Raw genomic sequence first — 16,266 nt, forward strand, 5'->3', positions numbered from 1 at the left:
TCCTTATCGCAGCGCGTCAAAAACATCTTTGCCCAGCCCGCATTCCGGGCATAAAAAGGTTTCCGGCACCTGCTCCCAGGGCGTGCCCGCGTCCACCGCCTGCATGGGTTCGCCGACGGCCGGGTCGTATATCCATTGGCATACGCTGCACTGCATTTTTACGCTGTCTGCGGCGGCGGGTCGCTCCAGGGTGGCCTGCGCTACGTCCGCAGCGGTGTTTTGCGATAGGGTTGCCGCGGGCTCTATTTGCGCCGGAGCCAAGTGCGCCGGGGTCTGGGGGCGGTATTGGCCCTGCACGGGTTCACGTTGTGCCGGAGACTGGGGACGCGCCGCGGTCCGTACCGGGGCGTCGAGGGGATGAAGCGCCCATTGGCGGGCGATTTCCCGGCCGTGTTCCCGGCAAATTTCCAGCGCAGCGCCGTCCGGGCGCCATTTGGTTTTTAGCGGCAGCGTGGTTTCAAAACCGGCATCCATCAGGCGCGTTTGCACCCGGTCCACCGCGCCGCCGTTCCAGCCGTAGCTGCCGAAGGCCGAGGCCTTTTTATCGCGAAAACGCAGGCCCGCCAGTTCTTCGAGCAAAGCGGCCACCTTGGGCATCATGACATTGTTCATGGTGGAGGACCCGGCCAGAACCCCCTTGGAACGGAACACCTGGGTCAGGATTTCATTTTTATCATGGCGGGCGACGTTATAGATTTTAACGTCCACGGCCGGGTCGGCCTCATTGATGCCCTGGGCGATCGCGTCGGCCATCATGCGGGTATTATTGGACATGGTGTCATAAAACAGGGTGATGCGATCTTCCTGGTAGCTGTCCGCCCATTGCAGATATTTGGCGACGATTTGCGTCGGGTTGTCGCGCCATACCACGCCGTGGGAGGTGGCAATCATCGCTAACGGCAGGTTGAACCCCAGTATCTCGGTGATTTTGGCGGTCACCAGCCGGCTGAATGGCGTCAGGATATTGGCGTAGTAGCGCAGGCACTGTTCAAATAATTCGTTCTGATCCACCTCGTCGTTAAACAGATGTTCATCGCAATAATGTTGGCCAAAGGCGTCATTACTAAACAATACCGCGTCGCCGGTGATATAGGTCATCATACTGTCCGGCCAGTGTAGCATCGGCGTTTCCACGAATATCAGCTGCTTGCCGTTGCCGATATCCAGGCTGTCGCCGGTATTAACCGTATGGAAATCCCATTCCGGATGGTGATGATGGCCGGTAATGGAATCAATGGCGTTGGTGGTGCAGTAAATCGGCGTATTGGGAATGCGCGCCATCAGCTCGCTGAGCGCGCCGGCGTGATCCTCTTCCGCGTGATTGATAACGATATAGTCGATATCGGCCAGATCAATTTCCTGCGCCAGGTTTTGTACAAAATCACGGCTGAACGAAAAGTCCACCGTATCAATCAAAACGGTTTTTTCTTCGCGAATCAGGTAACTGTTGTAGCTGCTGCCTTTGAGGGTTTTATATTCGGTGCCGTGAAAATCACGCACTTCCCAATCCCGCTGTCCTACCCAATAAATATTGTTCTTAACGTGAACCGTCATGATGTAAACCTTTTGGCTTAATGGGAAAAATGTTGTCTGGCAATAACACTGCATAACCGATGCCAATTAATAATTTATTGATTTTTAATAGTTTTTATTTTTATTTTGTCAAAATGAATATGGACTTATAGAGTCAATTTGATATAGTAATTATCATTTTGACAAAGCCTGACCAGGTACTTAGCCATGGCGTTATCCATCCAGACCCTGAGCCGTATCGCGATTGAACTCCAGGCGGGCATTTCCAGCCAGGACCGTTTTCAGCGGCTGACCGACAGCCTGCGGCGTCTGCTGGATTGCGATGCCTGCGCGCTGTTGAGCTATGAGCAGCAGCTGTTCCGCCCGCTGGCGATCGCCGGGCTGTCTCCCGACGTGCTGGGGCGCCGCTTCCGGCTGGCCGAACATCCTCGGCTGGAGGCCATTGCCCGCGCCGGGGACGTCGTGCGTTTTCCGGCGGATAGCCAATTGCCCGATCCCTACGACGGGCTGATTCCCGGTCATGAGACATTTAAAGTACATGCCTGCATCGGCCTGCCGCTGTTTGCCAATCAAAACCTGATCGGCGCGCTGACCATTGACGGCATGGACCCGCATCAGCTCGATCATTTCAGCGACGAAGAGTTGCGCCTGGTGGGAGCGCTTTCGTCGACGGCGCTGGGCAACGCCCTGCTGGTGGAGCGGCTGGAAAGGCAGGAACCCACTCCGGCGCCCGCTAATCGCCGGCCCGATACCGATGATGAGGACGAAATGATCGGCCTGTCCGCAGGGATGGCGCAGTTGAAAAAAGAGATCGATATCGTCGCCAATTCCGATCTGAATGTGCTGATCACCGGTGAAACCGGCGTGGGTAAAGAGCTGGTGGCGCGCGCCATCCATCAAAAATCTCCCCGGGCGGCCAATCCGCTGGTTTATCTTAACTGTGCGGCGCTGCCGGAGTCGGTGGCGGAGAGCGAGTTATTCGGCCACGTCAAAGGGGCGTTTACCGGGGCCATTCACCATCGCATCGGCAAATTTGAACTGGCGGATAATGGCACGTTGTTCCTGGATGAAATCGGTGAGTTATCCCTGACATTGCAGGCGAAATTATTGCGGGTACTGCAATATGGCGATTTGCAGCGGGTGGGCGATGACCAAAGCCTAAGGGTGAATGTGCGCGTTCTGGCCGCCACTAACCGGGTACTAAAAGATGCGGTATTGGACGGGCAGTTTCGCGCCGATTTGTTTCACCGCCTGAGCGTCTTCCCTATTCATGTGCCGCCCTTGCGCGAGCGCGGAGGTGATATCGCGCTTTTGGCCGGCTTCTTTTGCGAACGCAGCCGCGCCCGCCTGGGATTGGGGCGGGTGGCGCTCGCTCCAGCCACCCTGGCGCTGCTGTCGGCAAGCCATTGGCCGGGCAATGTGCGCGAGCTTGAGCACGCGATTTATCGCGCCGCGATATTGGCGCGCGCGGGCCAGGGCAATGGCGAAATATTGCTGCAGCCGGATAATTTCAGCCTGGAGACCGCGGGGCAGGGCATCCGTCCGGTCCAGCCGCCGGAGGATGCCGTGGAACCGGCCACGCTGCGGCACGGTACCGATGAGTACCAGCGCCGGCTGATTCGCCTGACGCTGGCGCGCTGCGGCGATAACTGGTCCGCTTGCGCCCGCGCCTTAGCCGTTAACCCTGGCAATCTGCACCGCCTGGCCCGGCGGCTGGGGCTTAAGTAGCTATTTTAATTTATCGTTTGCATAGAATTTTAGTTCAAATTAATTGAATATCATTATCATGCTTATCCGAGTTTATTTATTGCCCGCTTGGCGTAACGTAATCATCAAGATGCGCCTGGCGCGGCAAGATGATGAATAAGGAACCAACATGAGCGAACCCCGTATGCCCGCACTGTTTCTTGGACACGGCAGTCCGATGAATGTGCTGGAAGATAATGACTTTACCCAAACCTGGGAACGGCTTGGGCAAACCCTGCCCCGTCCTCGCGCCATCCTGGCGGTGTCCGCGCATTGGTACACCCGCGGCACCGCGGTTACCGCGATGGAAAACCCGCGCACTATCCATGATTTCGGCGGTTTTCCGCAGGCGCTGTTTGATGTGCGCTATCCGGCGCCGGGCTCCCCCGAACTGGCGAAAACCATCCAGGAACTGCTGCTGCCGATTGCGGTAACCGCGGATTTGTCAGAGTGGGGTTTTGATCACGGCTCGTGGGGCGTGGTGAAGAAAATGTATCCGGAGGCGGATATTCCCATGGTGCAGCTCAGCATCGACGGTACCCGGCCGCCGGAATATCATTATCAATTGGGACAACAACTGGCGGCGCTGCGCGACCAGGGCGTAATGATTATAGCCAGCGGCAACGTGGTGCATAATTTACGCATGGTGCGCTGGCAGGGCGACCCGGCGCCTTATCCTTGGGCCGAGTCATTCAATCAATTTGTACGTGATAATATCGCCTGGCGCGGCGAAGCCGGCGCCCATCCGCTGGTGAATTTTATGCAGCATGAAGGCGCGGCGCTGTCCAATCCCACCACCGAGCATTACCTGCCGCTGCTGTACGTCCTGGGAGCCTGGGATGGACGCGAACCGATTTCAATACCCGCGGACGGCATTGTGATGGGATCGCTGAGTATGATGTCGGTGCAGGTGGGGTAGCAATCTTCACGCAGCGGTTCAGGGCGCCGCCGCGTGAACGCCGGCGTCAGCCTAGGATAATATGCGGATAAAAACGCGACAGATCCTGCGTGATCATTTCTTTATCTTCGCGGATGCTGAGGCCGCAAGGTTGATCGTTAACCAGCCAGCTGCCGATAACGGTGTAGCTGTCGCCAAAGCGCGGCAGGGGGCAAAACTCCTGCACGATGGTCCCCTCTTCGCCGTAAGGTCCGTCCACATGGGCGGTTTCCTTGCCGTTTTCCACGATGCGGATATTGGCCCCTTCGCGGGAAAAAAGCGGCTTGACCACGTAGCGATCCATGGGAGGCGGGTTATCTTCGGCGAAATAGGCCGGCAGCAGATTGGGATGCCCCGGGTACATTTCCCATAGCATCGGCAGCAGCGCCTTGTTGGAAATGATGCTTTTCCAGGCCGGTTCCAGCCAGCGCACGCCGGCGTCTTCCAGTTTGGTGGAAAATATTTCCTTAAGCATGAATTCCCACGGATACAGCTTGAACAGGTTGCTGATAACCTGGTTTTCCGTATCGGTGAACTGGCCCCGCTCACCCAGGCCGATCTCTTCGATAAACAGGAACGCGTTAGGCAGGTCGGCTTCCAGCGCGCAGTCTTGCAAATACTGCACCGTGCCGCGGTCTTCGATGGTGTCCTGGCAGCAGGCGAAATGCAGCGAGCTGAAACCGTGCTGGTCTTTTAATTCCCGGAAGCGTTCAATCAGTTTTTCCTGCAAACTGTTGAATTGGTCGGCTCCGGGCGGCAGTTGGCCGGCTTTGAGCTGATCTTCCAGCCAGATCCACTGGAAAAAAGCCGCTTCATACAGGGAAGTGGGCGTATCGGCGTTATTTTCCAGCAGCTTTGGCGGCTGGCGGCCGTCATAGACTAAATCCAGCCGGGAATAGAGCGAAGGCTGATTGGCGTGCCAGGAATTGCGCACAAATTGCCAGGTGTGCTTGGGAATGCGGAACTTGGCCATCAGCGCATCGCTGGCCACCACCTTTTCCACGACCTTCAGGCACATCTGGTGCAGTTCGGCGGTGACGTCCTCCAGCGTTTCGATCTGGGCCAGCGTAAACTGGTAATAGGCGTCCTCGCACCAGTAGGGCTCGCCGTACATGGTATGGAACTCAAAACCATATTCGGCGGCTTTCTCACGCCAGTCCGGGCGTTCGTTCAGGGTGACTCGTTTCATGGCTGCCGTTAACCGCCCATGCTGCGGCGCGGCGCGGTGCTGCTGCTGCGCTGCATGGTGGCGTTCTGCTTGGCCACCGTCTCGCCGAACCCGCCGCGGGTCACGGTATTGGTGGTCGGCGCCTTGGGCGCCATGGCGGTTTTGGGCACGTTCATGCTGCGCCCGCCGGTGGCCGGGCCGTAATTGCGGCCGGTGGCGTCGACAAACTTGCCGTTGGCGGGGCTATTGGGCGCGCGGGAGGTGAACAGCGGCTGCTGCGAATAACCGCCGCCGCCCATCATGCGGCCCATCATGTAACCGGCCATCAGCGGCATCCAGAAGCTGCCGCTTTGCTGGGATTCGGCGGCCATGCCGGCCTGGGCCGGCGCCTGGGTACATTGCCCCTCGCCGAACTCGGCGATACAATCCTCGCGCGAGGCGTATTTGGGCGCGGTTTTCACCGCTTCTTTCTGCGCGTTGTTAAACGCGGTGGTGCACTGTTCGCTCATGGACGGATTGGCGCGGGTACAATCGTCGCTGTTCTGATACAGCGAGACGTTTTCGTCGCTTTTTTCGCAGCCGGCCAGAATGAACACCGCGCTGACCGCCAGCGCCGCCGGCGCTATGCGATAAGCACGCCATTGCTTGCGGAAACTGGCGTGGTTGATGTCTTTTGTCCGTTTCATTATTATCCTGCTTTATTAATGATTTAACATTCCCAGAGATCTTGTCTTAGAATAGGCGAAAACCGCCTAAATAAGAAGCATCCGCCGGCGTGGCGGAAACATCTTTACATAGTTATACATAACAATGGGACAGGCGCGGGCCCGCTGGCCGCCGGGAGAGCCAGGTGGACGCGTGGTCCACCTGTTCGGCCTTAGTTTCTGAAAGGATTGCGGCCGGTGGTGCCGGCGGATGATGCCGGCGCGGCGGCGCTGACCGCGGTGGCCTGCGTCCCCGAGGTTTGCTGCTGGGACTGGCTGCCCGCCCGGCTTTGGTTGGCGCGCGGCGCGCTGGCGGTCTGGCTGGGGCTTACGCCTTCGGCCTTGGCCACCTGGTCTGGGTTTTCCGGCGCGACCTGCTCCGGGCTGGTGGCGATGGGCTGGCCCAGCGACGCGCTCAGCGCCTGGATATCCCCTTCATTGAGGGTGCCGAGGGCCGATTTCAGGCTCAGCTGGTTGATCACATAGGTATAACGGGCATTCGACAGTTCGCGTTTGGCGTTATATAAGGTCGTGGTGGCATCCAGTACGTCGACGATGGTGCGCGTGCCCACTTCATAACCCGCCTGGGATGCATCCAAAGAGCTCTGCGCCGATACCACGGCCTGCTGGTACGCATCGATGGTGCTGATGGACGCCGAAATATTATTGAACGACGAGCGTACCGTCTGCACCACGCTGCGATGGGCGCTTTCCAGCTGCTCGCTGGCGCCGACAAAGCTATATTGGGCCTGCTTGACCTGGGACGTCACCGAACCGCCGGAATAGATTGGCACGCTCAGGCTTAGGCCAATGGCGTTCTGCCCGATGCGCTTGTTACTGTAAGTGGCGTTATTATCGGTTCTGGAACCGTTATAATCAGTGTTGGAAACCGACGAAGACGCGGTAAGGCCCAGCGTTGGATAATGGCCGGTTTCAGCCAGGCGAATCTCTTCGCGCGCCAAATCCTGCGCCAGGCGGGCGCTTAACAGGTTCAGGTTACGGTTTTCCGCCTGTTTGAGCAGGCCGGCGATGGGCTGCGGACGCTCGGTGGCGAAACGCTGGATATCCAGCGACGCCAGCTGCGGATAAAAGTTGCCGCTGACCTGGCGCAGGGTTTCCAGCGCATTGTCCAGATCGTTGCGGGCGGTGACTTCGTTAGCCAGCACCAGATCGTACTGGGCGCGGGCGTTATGCACGTCGGTAATGGCCACCAGCCCGACGTTAAAGCGCTGGGTGGTCTGGTCCAGTTCGCGATAAATCGACTGCTTTTGCGCTTCGGTATAAGAGAGGGTATCGATGGCGCTTAACACATTGAAATAGGCGGTGGCGGTATTGAGGATCAGGTTTTGCTGCGCGGTCTGGTAAGTGACGTCCTGCACCCCGGCGGTTTTTTCCTGGATCGTCAGCGCGCGCCACTTCGACATATCGAATATGGTTTGGGTCAATTGCAGCGAGCCGCTGGCCGCGGTGGAGTTGACATCCTTCATATCACGAAAACCGTTATTATAAGTGTAATCCGCGCCCAGGCCGAGCTGCGGTAATAGTGGACTGCGCGCTTCGTTAATCTTTTCAAATGCCGCGTCGCGATCGGCCGCGGACTGGCGCAGGTCCGGGTTGGACAATCGTGCCTGCTGATACACCTGTAGCAGATTTTCTGCCTGACTTACAGCACTGAAGCCGACGAGGCCCAGTCCAATAAGAAGGGGGAGCAGTTTCTTCATTTGCATTCCTTTTGATACAGCAAAATTGCTATGGTAGCGCTGTCGACAAAAAAGCCAGTAAATAGTGCCCGATTCTATCAGAGTCTGCCAGAAGTAGGAGGTGGCTTAATGTGCCATCTTAGATCTGTGATGCAAATTTATCACAATCCGGCTATTTAGCGAGAAATGTGATTTGCCCACCGGTGGCGATCTTGACAAATTAATCCCCCAAGGAGTCTTTAACATGACCTCACCAAAAAATACACCGGTAACTTTTGGTAAAAAAGATGTAGAAATTATTGCGCGGGAAAAATTATACAGCGGTTTTTTTTCTTTGGAACGCTACCGGTTTCGCCACCGCCTGTTCAACGGCGAAATGAGCGGGGAAGTGATCCGGGAAATTTTCGAGCGCGGACACGCCGTGGTCTTGTTACCCTATGATCCGGTACGTGATGAAGTTGTATTATTGGAACAAATACGAATTGCCTCTTATGATAGCAGTCCGACCCCCTGGCTGTTGGAGCTGGTAGCCGGTATGATCGAACCCGGCGAAACGCTGGAAGGCGTGGCCCGGCGCGAGTCGCAGGAGGAGGCGGGACTGGACATCGGGCGTTGTAAACCCATGCTAAGCTATTTGGCGAGTCCCGGCGGCACCAGCGAACGCCTGACCGTCATGGTCGGCGAGGTGAACGCCCTGGCTGCCGAAGGCATCCACGGATTGGTGGAAGAAAACGAAGATATCCGGCTTCACGTGGTCAGCCGCGAGCAGGCTTACCGCTGGGTTGAAGAAGGCGTCATCGATAACGCGGCCTCCGTCATTGCCTTGCAATGGCTGGCATTGCACCATGAATCCTTAAGAAAAGAGTGGGCCGATTAATGATCAAGCGCTACACCCCTGATTTCCCTGAAATGATGCGTTTGTGCGAAACTAACTTCGCCCAGCTGCGCCGCCTGTTGCCGCGTACCAATGAAGTGGGCGACCAGATAACCTATCAGGTCAACGGCGCGAGTTATCGCCTGACTATCCTGGAGGCGACCCGGTATACTACCCTGGTGCAGATCTTGCAGACCGAGCCGCTGGTCAGTTTCTGGAGCCTGCCGTCCATGAGCGTGCGGCTCTATCGCGACGCCATGGTTGCGGAAGTGTGTTCCAGCCAGCAGATCTATCGTTTCAAGGCAAGGTATGATTACCCTAATAAAAAGTTACATCAACGTGACGAAAAACATCAAATCAACCAATTCCTTGCGGATTGGCTACGCTATTGTTTAGCGTATGGGGCGATGGCGGTTCCTGTTTGTTAGACAGATTTCAATAATCAAGGATACCCTTTGGAAAGCCTGTTGACACTTCCTGCGGCGCATGGGGCCATTATCAGGATTTTACAAATCACAGACACTCATCTGTTTGCCGGTGAGGATGAAGCGCTGCTCGGGGTTAATACCTACCGGAGCTATAGCGCGGTGCTGGATGCGGTTGAAGCCGAAGGGCTGCCGTATGATTTGGTGGCTGCTACGGGAGATTTGGCTCAGGATCATTCGCTTGAGGCCTACCAGCATTTTGCCCGGGGCATTGCCCGCTTGCCCGCGCCCTGCGTCTGGCTGCCCGGTAATCATGATTTCCAGCCGGCCATGGTCAAGGCGCTGGATGAATGCGGCATTTCGCCCTCAAAGCACGTGTTGCTCGGGGATCAATGGCAATTGATCCTGCTCGATAGCCAGGTGTTCGGCGTTCCGCACGGCGAACTCAGCGACTATCAGCTGGAATGGCTGGATAAAGCCCTGCGTTCGCAACCGGAGCGCTATACGCTGCTACTGCTGCATCATCATCCGTTCGCGTCGGGCTGCATCTGGCTGGACCAGCACAGCCTGCGCAATGCGCATATGCTGGCGGCGGTGCTGGAGAATTTCCCGCGCGTCACCACCTTGCTGTGCGGCCATATTCACCAGGAACTGGATGTCGACTGGCATGGCCGGCGCGTATTGGCTTCGCCTTCCACCTGCGTGCAGTTTAAACCCCACTGTACAAATTTCACCATCGATCCCATCGCTCCGGGCTGGCGTTACCTCGATTTGCACCCTGACGGCACGCTGACGACCGAGGTTCATCGGTTAACCGCCGCCGAGTATTTGCCTGATACCGATTCGGAAGGCTATTAATGGCAGTCCTGCTTTATCTTCACGGTTTCAACAGCTCTCCCGCTTCCGCCAAAGCCACATCCTTGAAAGCCTGGTTGCAACAACACCATCCGGGCATCGAGATGCTCGTTCCGCAGTTGCCGGTTTATCCCGCCGAGACGGCGGAATTAATCGAGTCGCTGGTGATGGATCGGGCGGGCGAACCCCTTGGCATTGTCGGCTCTTCCCTGGGCGGCTATTACGCTACCTGGCTGTCGCAATCCTTTATGGTGCCGGCGGTGGTGGTCAATCCGGCGGTGCGTCCTTTCGAGCTGCTGGCGGACTATTTGGGCGAAAACCAGAATCCCTACACCGGCGAACGTTATGTGCTAGAGTCGCGTCATATCTATGATCTGAAGCTGATGCAGGTCGAAAAGCTGGAGTCGCCGGATCTGATCTGGCTGCTGCAACAAACCGGCGACGAGGTGCTGGATTACCGGCAGGCGCAGGAGTATTACACCCATTGCCGGCAAACCGTGGAGTCGGGAGGCAATCACGCTTTTGTGGGGTTCGACCATTTTTTCGCGCCCATTATCGACTTCCTGGGGCTGAACCCGGCCTGAATCGCCGCCGTCCGAGCCACGCGAATAACGCTTCCCGAGCGGGTGCGCTTTGCGGTAGGCTCTCCAACAATTTGTCACGAAATACGATCTAAGCCATGACTCAATCAAGTTATAACGCCGATGCGATAGAAGTGCTAAGCGGTCTTGAACCGGTACGCCGCCGTCCCGGTATGTATACGGATACCACCCGCCCCAACCACCTGGGGCAGGAAGTCATCGATAACAGCGTGGATGAAGCGCTGGCCGGGCACGCCCGGCGCGTCGATGTGATTTTATACCCCGACCAATCGCTGGAAGTCACCGATGACGGCCGCGGCATGCCGGTGGATATCCACACCGAAGAGGGCGTGCCGGCGGTGGAGCTGATTATGTGCCGGCTGCATGCGGGCGGCAAATTCTCCAACAAGAGCTACCAATTTTCCGGCGGGCTGCACGGCGTCGGCATTTCGGTGGTCAATGCGCTGTCCACCCGGGTGGATGTCACGGTGCGCCGCGACGGCAATATCTACGCCATCGCATTTGAGAATGGCGACAAGGTGGAAGACCTGTCGGTGATTGGCACCTGCGGCAAGCGCAATACCGGCACCAGCGTTCATTTCTGGCCCGACCCGCAGTTTTTCGACAGTCCGCGTTTTTCAGCCTCCCGCCTGGCCCATTTGCTTAAAGCGAAGGCGGTGCTGTGCCCGGGCGTGGAAATCGTGTTTGACGATCGGGTGAATAACACCGTAACCCGCTGGTGCTACGAGGCGGGCCTGACCGATTACCTCAACCAGGCGATCAATGGGTTGATTACCCTGCCCGAGGCGCCGTTTGTCGGCGCGTTCGCCAGCGAAACCGAAACCGTGGATTGGGCGCTGCTCTGGCTGCCGGAGGGGGGCGAACTGCTCACCGAAAGCTACGTCAACCTGATCCCCACTCCCCAGGGCGGTACCCATGTCAACGGGCTGCGCCAGGGGCTGCTGGACGCCATGCGCGATTTTTGCGAATACCGCAATATTCTGCCGCGCGGCGTCAAGCTGTCGGCGGAGGATATCTGGGAACGCTGCGCCTATGTCCTGTCGGTGAAGATGCAGGACCCGCAGTTTGCCGGCCAGACCAAAGAGCGCCTGTCATCGCGCCAGTGCGCCGCTTTCGTGTCCGGGGTGGTGAAAGACGCCTTCAGCCTGTGGCTGAACCAGAATACCCAGATCGCCGAGCAGCTGGCTGAATTGGCCGTGGCCAGCGCCCAGCGGCGCCTGCGCGCCTCGAAAAAGGTGGTGCGTAAAAAACTCACCAGCGGCCCGGCGCTGCCCGGCAAGCTGGCGGACTGCACCGCGCAGGATCTGGCGCGTACCGAGCTGTTCCTGGTGGAAGGGGACTCCGCCGGCGGATCGGCCAAGCAGGCGCGGGATCGCGAGTACCAGGCGATCATGCCGCTCAAGGGCAAGATCCTCAATACCTGGGAAGTGTCCTCCGACGAAGTGCTGGCCTCGCAGGAAGTGCATGATATTTCGGTGGCGATCGGCATCGATCCCGACAGCGACGATCTTACCCAGCTGCGTTACGGCAAGATCTGTATTCTGGCGGATGCCGACTCCGACGGCCTGCATATCGCTACCCTGCTGTGCGCGCTGTTCGTGCGCCACTTCAGCGCGGTGGTGAAAGGGGGGCATGTGTATGTCGCCATGCCGCCGCTATATCGCATCGATTTGGGCAAAGAAGTGTTTTATGCCCTCGACGAGAGCGAAAAAGCCGGGGTGCTGGAGCAACTGAAACGCAAAAAAGGTACGCCGAACGTGCAGCGCTTTAAAGGGCTGGGCGAAATGAACCCGCTCCAACTGCGCGAAACCACGCTCGATCCCAATACCCGCCGGCTGGTGCAACTGACCATCGACGAAGCGGATATGCAGCAGACCCTGTCGATGATGGATATGTTGCTGGCGAAAAAACGTTCTGAAGATCGGCGCAACTGGCTCCAGGAAAAAGGCGACGAGGCCGAAATCGACGTATGACCTCAACGCGGGCAGCGGATTTATAGAACTGCCCGCACCGCGTTTTGGTCCTGGCCATAACTCTGTTTAGCCGTAATGGAAATGCGATGAGACTCTACCAGCAGATCGGTCATAGATTGCGCGAAGCGATTAACCGGGGCGATTACCAGTCGGGGGACAAATTACCCCCCGAACGCACTATCGCGGCAGATTTTAATGTCAGCCGTACCGTGGTGCGCGAAGCGTTGATTTTGCTGGAGCTGGAGCAGGTGGTCGATATCCGCAAAGGCTCGGGGGTTTATGTCCTTCCCCCCCGCCCCCAGGCGCCGTCATCCGCCCCGGCGGCTTCCGACAGCGTCAGCTGCGGCGTTTTCGAGTTGCTGCAGGCCAGGCAACTGCTGGAAAGCGAAATCGCTTCGTTTGCCGCCCTTAATGCCACTAAATCGGATATTCTGGAACTGCGTAAGGCGGTCGAAGCAGAGCGCGATCAGCTGTCCTCCGGCATCATCACCGACGACACGGACGAACATTTCCACTATCTCGTCGCCGTCGCGACACAAAATAGCGCGCTGGTGGCCATTGTTGCGGAAAGCTGGAAATTGCGCCAGCGCGCCGGCATGTGGCAGGGACGGCATCACGATACCAGCGATTTCAGCGCGCGCTGGGAGTGGTTTGAAGATCGCCTGCGTATTTTGCAAGCTATCCAGCATCGCGACGCGAAAGGCGCAAAACGCGCCATGTGGCAGCATCTGGAAAATGTTAAAAATAAAATGCTGGCGCTGACCGATCGCGGCGCCGACGATTTCGACGGCTACCTTTTCCCCTCGACCCCGCTGGACCCCGACCGTTAACCCCGCCGTTTGCCGCTTGGGGCGGCACGCGATTATTGGTTTGACCAAAATAACAAGATTACCCTTTTGGGCGCCATTTTGCGTGCTATCTCTCATATTTTCATAAATTGGCTGTACCAAAATTTAGGTTCCAGGCTATGCTGGTTTATATCCCGGCCTCAAAGTCCCGATATGATGAAATAATACTTTCGTAATCCAGACCATGAAGTTTAACGCTGCCCTTTATATTGACCGGCAGACAATAATCACATCCGGACGTCAATACCCAATGCCATTACCAATTAACTATGGCAGCCATTGCTGCATCCATAATATGCCACAGGGGAAACATCATGCTCGACCCTTTATTATCAAAGTACAACCCGCTATCGCGTATTATTACGTCAGACCAATTTAATAACGGCTATTGCGGCTGGCTGGATCTACGGCCTAACTTTGTCAAAGCCGGGTTTGCCCCGCATTCGGAAGAAATCGATTTAATCCACTGGGGGCCGACCATGCTCTCTTCCGCCACGTTTCCGATGATGGGCACCCATGGCGCGATGAGCGGCGGCCGGTCGTTGAAATTAACCACCCGCGCCAACAGCGCTCCCATCGATCGGCCGCCGGCCCCGGGCAGCATGGGACTGGCTATCAAACGGATGGCGGTGCCGGGCAGCCTGCATTTATTACAGTTGGAAACCTGGTTTACCTATACGCCCGAGCCATCGGTGGCGGGGCTGGGGGACAGGGATGTACGGGCGTTTGGCTGCTTTTTCGACCTGCAGAGCCAGGGCAATCGCTGGATGCCCGGCGTTCGTTATGTTAATGCGGCGGATGGGGAATACATTAAGCGCTGGCAATATTTCCATGTGAATGAAGAGGTGGATCATCGGCGCTGGAATTACGGCCATGATGGCTGGCATAAGGTGGGCGTGGATGGGCAATGGTACGGGCAGCGCCAGGCCGACGGGTCCGGCGATGGGTTTCAGTGGATTGAAAATGGCGGCCAGGATTTAGTGGCTAACGAGGCTGACGATAAAATCAACTGGATGTATTTACGCCTTACCATTGATGTTTCGCGTCGCGAATATGTCGAATTGCAGTGTATGGATAAAGTCATGGATTTACGTGGCAAGCAACCGACCTTGGCTCCGGAATATAAAGGCATCACGGGATTATTAAACCCCGTATTCTTTATTGAAACCGGCGCCAACCGCCGGGTATTCCTATTCCTGGATTCGGTCGTTATTTCCACCGACGGCTACGTTGATCAAATTAATCGGCCAGGAGCCGGATCATGAAAGAGTTTTATACCTCAGTCGTAGAATTGCGCCAGCCCATCAATGCCGCCTTTGCCAGTGAACCCTATGAATGTGGTTGGGCCAATGAGGCGATTTTTTTTCTTAACCTGCATCCCGACCAGGCGAACTTCGAACGGGCTCTGGTCCAGCCGCAAATATCCCCCGATGGTATTCATTGGGTGGATGCGCCCGCAGGGGAACTTACCGTGGCGCACAGCGGGCTGTACGCATTGCGACAAACCCATTTCGGCGGCTGGCTGCGGGTGAAATTAACCCTGGAAGGCGCGGCCCGCACCGCTATGATTACGCTGCATCTTGCTCTCAAGGGGTAATGTATGTCCGATAGAAGACGTTCCGCACTGGCTTCCACCGTCGGCACCGCTTTGGAGTGGTACGACTTTGCGCTCTATGGCATGGCGAGCGCGCTGATTTTCCCGTATGTATTTTTCCCGGAGATGACCGGCGCGTATGCCATCCTCGCATCCTTCGCTACGTTTGGCGTCGGCTTTTTCGCCCGGCCTTTCGGCGGCCTTATCGTCGGATCGCTCGGTGATAGATTCGGGCGACGCGGCATGCTGTTTTTCACGCTGGTGCTGATGGCGGTGTCCACTACGGCAATTGGCCTGATCCCCGCTTATCACTCCATCGGCATAGCCGCGCCGGTGTTGCTGGTTATCTGCCGGCTGGGGCAGGGATTCGCGGCCGGGGGAGAATACTCCGGCGCGGTGCTGCTTTCCGCTGAGCACGCCGGGAAAAAAAATCGCGGCCTGTTCGCGTCGATTCCCGGCGCCGGCAATGCGCTGGGTTCGATTATAGCCAGCCTCGCCATTATCGCCGTTCAGCAGTTACCCAAAGACGATATGATCGATTGGGGCTGGCGTATTCCATTTGTCGCCTCGTTGCTGATCGGCATTGTGGGGATCTGGATTCGAACCGGCGTGGCGGAAAGCCCGGAGTTCCGCGCGGCCAAAGCGTCGGCGCCCCCCAAGCGTATGCCGCTGGTGGAAATGATCCAGCGTAAACCGCGTAATTTCATCGGCGCGTTTTTATTGAGCATCGGTCCCAACGTCTCCTCCTATTTGCCCTCCGCATTTGCCCTGACTTATCTGGTGACCCAGGTCGGAGTGGATAAAAATATCGGCGTAGTGGGGGTGATGATCTGCAATTTCATCAAGTTCGTTACCATTCCTTCCGCCGGCGCGCTGAGCGATAAATTCGGCGCTAAACGCGTGTTCCTGGCGGGGGCGCTGGGTCTGGCTCTGTTAATGGTTCCGTTCTTTTTATTGCTCAATACCGGCGAACAAGGCCTGATCTGGCTCGGCATGTTTTTGATTTATTGCCTATGCAACGATGCGATGCTGGGCGCGCAGGCCGCGATATTGTCGGAAGCTTTTCCGCCGCATATCCGCTATACCGGCATGGCGAGCAGTCGTGAACTGGCCGGGGCGATCGCCGGAGGTACGCTGCCCTTTATCGCACTGGCCCTGCAAAGCAGCGCCGGCGGTTCGTGGCTGCCCGTGGCATTTTACGCCATTGCGCTCGGCGTGCTGGCGGCGATTGGCGCCCTGATACTGCGCGGCGACGGCGCAAGCGAACCGGAGCGCATTACCCAAACCGCAACATCCGAATATTAACC

General features: G+C 57.2%; 15 protein-coding genes. 11 read left to right on the forward strand and 4 right to left on the reverse strand.

What is annotated here, in order from left to right:
• Window positions 1–3 precede the first annotated feature (3 nt).
• A complete protein-coding gene (gene norV, locus ACL2XP_RS02080; RefSeq protein ID WP_413736924.1) occupies window positions 4–1,554 on the reverse strand; it encodes an anaerobic nitric oxide reductase flavorubredoxin in 1,551 nt (516 codons plus the stop codon).
• Window positions 1,555–1,740: 186 nt separating this feature from the next.
• Here norV and norR point away from each other — a divergent pair, with 186 nt between their 5' ends.
• Complete coding sequence (gene norR, locus ACL2XP_RS02085) at window positions 1,741–3,261, forward strand: nitric oxide reductase transcriptional regulator NorR (protein WP_413736925.1); 1,521 nt, start codon at window positions 1,741–1,743, stop codon at window positions 3,259–3,261.
• A gap of 148 nt (window positions 3,262–3,409) precedes the next feature.
• Window positions 3,410–4,198 carry a 4,5-DOPA dioxygenase extradiol gene (gene ygiD / locus ACL2XP_RS02090; protein ID WP_413736926.1) on the forward strand — a complete coding sequence of 263 codons (789 nt, stop codon included), beginning with the start codon at window positions 3,410–3,412 and terminating at the stop codon, window positions 4,196–4,198.
• A gap of 46 nt (window positions 4,199–4,244) precedes the next feature.
• On the opposite strand, the gene ACL2XP_RS02095 is transcribed toward ygiD, so the two are convergent.
• From ACL2XP_RS02095 to tolC, 3 genes are all read right to left on the reverse strand, one after another.
• Window positions 4,245–5,405, reverse strand: a complete 1,161-nt coding sequence (locus ACL2XP_RS02095) for a glutathionylspermidine synthase family protein (RefSeq protein WP_413736927.1) — start codon at window positions 5,403–5,405, stop codon at window positions 4,245–4,247.
• 8 nt (window positions 5,406–5,413) lie between these two features.
• The gene (locus tag ACL2XP_RS02100; protein WP_413736928.1) at window positions 5,414–6,070 is read right to left on the reverse strand and encodes a DUF1190 family protein; all 657 of its coding nucleotides are present in this window, start codon (window positions 6,068–6,070) and stop codon (window positions 5,414–5,416) included.
• Window positions 6,071–6,261: 191 nt separating this feature from the next.
• The gene (gene tolC, locus ACL2XP_RS02105) at window positions 6,262–7,809 is read right to left on the reverse strand and encodes an outer membrane channel protein TolC (RefSeq protein ID WP_413736929.1); all 1,548 of its coding nucleotides are present in this window, start codon (window positions 7,807–7,809) and stop codon (window positions 6,262–6,264) included.
• 223 nt (window positions 7,810–8,032) lie between these two features.
• Between tolC and nudF the strand changes: the two genes are divergently transcribed.
• The 9 genes from nudF to ACL2XP_RS02150 all read left to right on the forward strand — a co-directional run bounded on the left by nudF (window position 8,033) and on the right by ACL2XP_RS02150 (window position 16,264).
• Entirely contained in the window at window positions 8,033–8,665 is a 633-nt protein-coding gene (gene nudF / locus ACL2XP_RS02110; RefSeq protein ID WP_413736930.1) for an ADP-ribose diphosphatase, read from the forward strand.
• The gene (locus ACL2XP_RS02115) at window positions 8,665–9,090 is read left to right on the forward strand and encodes a DUF1249 family protein (RefSeq protein WP_413736931.1); all 426 of its coding nucleotides are present in this window, start codon (window positions 8,665–8,667) and stop codon (window positions 9,088–9,090) included. Before nudF ends, ACL2XP_RS02115 begins: the two co-directional genes overlap by 1 nt.
• Window positions 9,091–9,117: 27 nt before the next feature.
• Window positions 9,118–9,945 (forward strand): 3',5'-cyclic-AMP phosphodiesterase, encoded by an 828-nt coding sequence (cpdA, locus tag ACL2XP_RS02120; RefSeq protein WP_413736932.1) that lies wholly within the window; start codon window positions 9,118–9,120, stop codon window positions 9,943–9,945.
• Complete coding sequence (gene yqiA / locus ACL2XP_RS02125; RefSeq protein ID WP_413736933.1) at window positions 9,945–10,526, forward strand: esterase YqiA; 582 nt, start codon at window positions 9,945–9,947, stop codon at window positions 10,524–10,526. Before cpdA ends, yqiA begins: the two co-directional genes overlap by 1 nt.
• A gap of 95 nt (window positions 10,527–10,621) precedes the next feature.
• Window positions 10,622–12,517 (forward strand): DNA topoisomerase IV subunit B, encoded by a 1,896-nt coding sequence (gene parE / locus ACL2XP_RS02130; protein ID WP_413736934.1) that lies wholly within the window; start codon window positions 10,622–10,624, stop codon window positions 12,515–12,517.
• An 86-nt stretch (window positions 12,518–12,603) separates the two neighbouring features.
• On the forward strand, window positions 12,604–13,347 hold the full coding sequence (locus ACL2XP_RS02135; RefSeq protein WP_413736935.1) for a GntR family transcriptional regulator: 744 nt from the start codon (window positions 12,604–12,606) through the stop codon (window positions 13,345–13,347).
• Between the two features lie 332 nt (window positions 13,348–13,679).
• Window positions 13,680–14,630, forward strand: coding sequence for a DUF6772 family protein (locus ACL2XP_RS02140; RefSeq protein WP_413736936.1), 951 nt, complete (start codon window positions 13,680–13,682; stop codon window positions 14,628–14,630).
• Entirely contained in the window at window positions 14,627–14,962 is a 336-nt protein-coding gene (locus ACL2XP_RS02145; RefSeq protein WP_413736937.1) for a hypothetical protein, read from the forward strand. The genes ACL2XP_RS02140 and ACL2XP_RS02145 overlap by 4 nt, the downstream gene beginning before the upstream one ends.
• 3 nt (window positions 14,963–14,965) lie before the next feature.
• Window positions 14,966–16,264: an MFS transporter gene (locus ACL2XP_RS02150; protein WP_413736938.1), complete on the forward strand. Its 1,299-nt coding sequence runs from the start codon at window positions 14,966–14,968 to the stop codon at window positions 16,262–16,264.
• Window positions 16,265–16,266 lie beyond the last annotated feature (2 nt).

The organism is Sodalis sp. RH21 (assembly GCF_047324175.1).
Taxonomy (GTDB): Bacteria; Pseudomonadota; Gammaproteobacteria; order Enterobacterales; family Enterobacteriaceae; genus Acerihabitans.

Bases quoted from the DNA above. Each gene is read 5' to 3' on its own strand.
- ACL2XP_RS02095 (WP_413736927.1), bottom strand. From the start codon at position 5,405: ATGAAACGAGTCACCCTGAACGAACGCCCGGACTGGCGTGAGAAAGCC.
- norR (WP_413736925.1), top strand. From the start codon at position 1,741: ATGGCGTTATCCATCCAGACCCTGAGCCGTATCGCGATTGAACTCCAG.
- yqiA (WP_413736933.1), top strand. From the start codon at position 9,945: ATGGCAGTCCTGCTTTATCTTCACGGTTTCAACAGCTCTCCCGCTTCC.
- ACL2XP_RS02140 (WP_413736936.1), top strand. From the start codon at position 13,680: ATGCTCGACCCTTTATTATCAAAGTACAACCCGCTATCGCGTATTATT.
- ACL2XP_RS02145 (WP_413736937.1), top strand. From the start codon at position 14,627: ATGAAAGAGTTTTATACCTCAGTCGTAGAATTGCGCCAGCCCATCAAT.
- ACL2XP_RS02135 (WP_413736935.1), top strand. From the start codon at position 12,604: ATGAGACTCTACCAGCAGATCGGTCATAGATTGCGCGAAGCGATTAAC.
- parE (WP_413736934.1), top strand. From the start codon at position 10,622: ATGACTCAATCAAGTTATAACGCCGATGCGATAGAAGTGCTAAGCGGT.
- nudF (WP_413736930.1), top strand. From the start codon at position 8,033: ATGACCTCACCAAAAAATACACCGGTAACTTTTGGTAAAAAAGATGTA.
- ACL2XP_RS02150 (WP_413736938.1), top strand. From the start codon at position 14,966: ATGTCCGATAGAAGACGTTCCGCACTGGCTTCCACCGTCGGCACCGCT.
- ACL2XP_RS02100 (WP_413736928.1), bottom strand. From the start codon at position 6,070: ATGAAACGGACAAAAGACATCAACCACGCCAGTTTCCGCAAGCAATGG.
- ygiD (WP_413736926.1), top strand. From the start codon at position 3,410: ATGAGCGAACCCCGTATGCCCGCACTGTTTCTTGGACACGGCAGTCCG.
- norV (WP_413736924.1), bottom strand. From the start codon at position 1,554: ATGACGGTTCACGTTAAGAACAATATTTATTGGGTAGGACAGCGGGAT.
- tolC (WP_413736929.1), bottom strand. From the start codon at position 7,809: ATGAAGAAACTGCTCCCCCTTCTTATTGGACTGGGCCTCGTCGGCTTC.
- ACL2XP_RS02115 (WP_413736931.1), top strand. From the start codon at position 8,665: ATGATCAAGCGCTACACCCCTGATTTCCCTGAAATGATGCGTTTGTGC.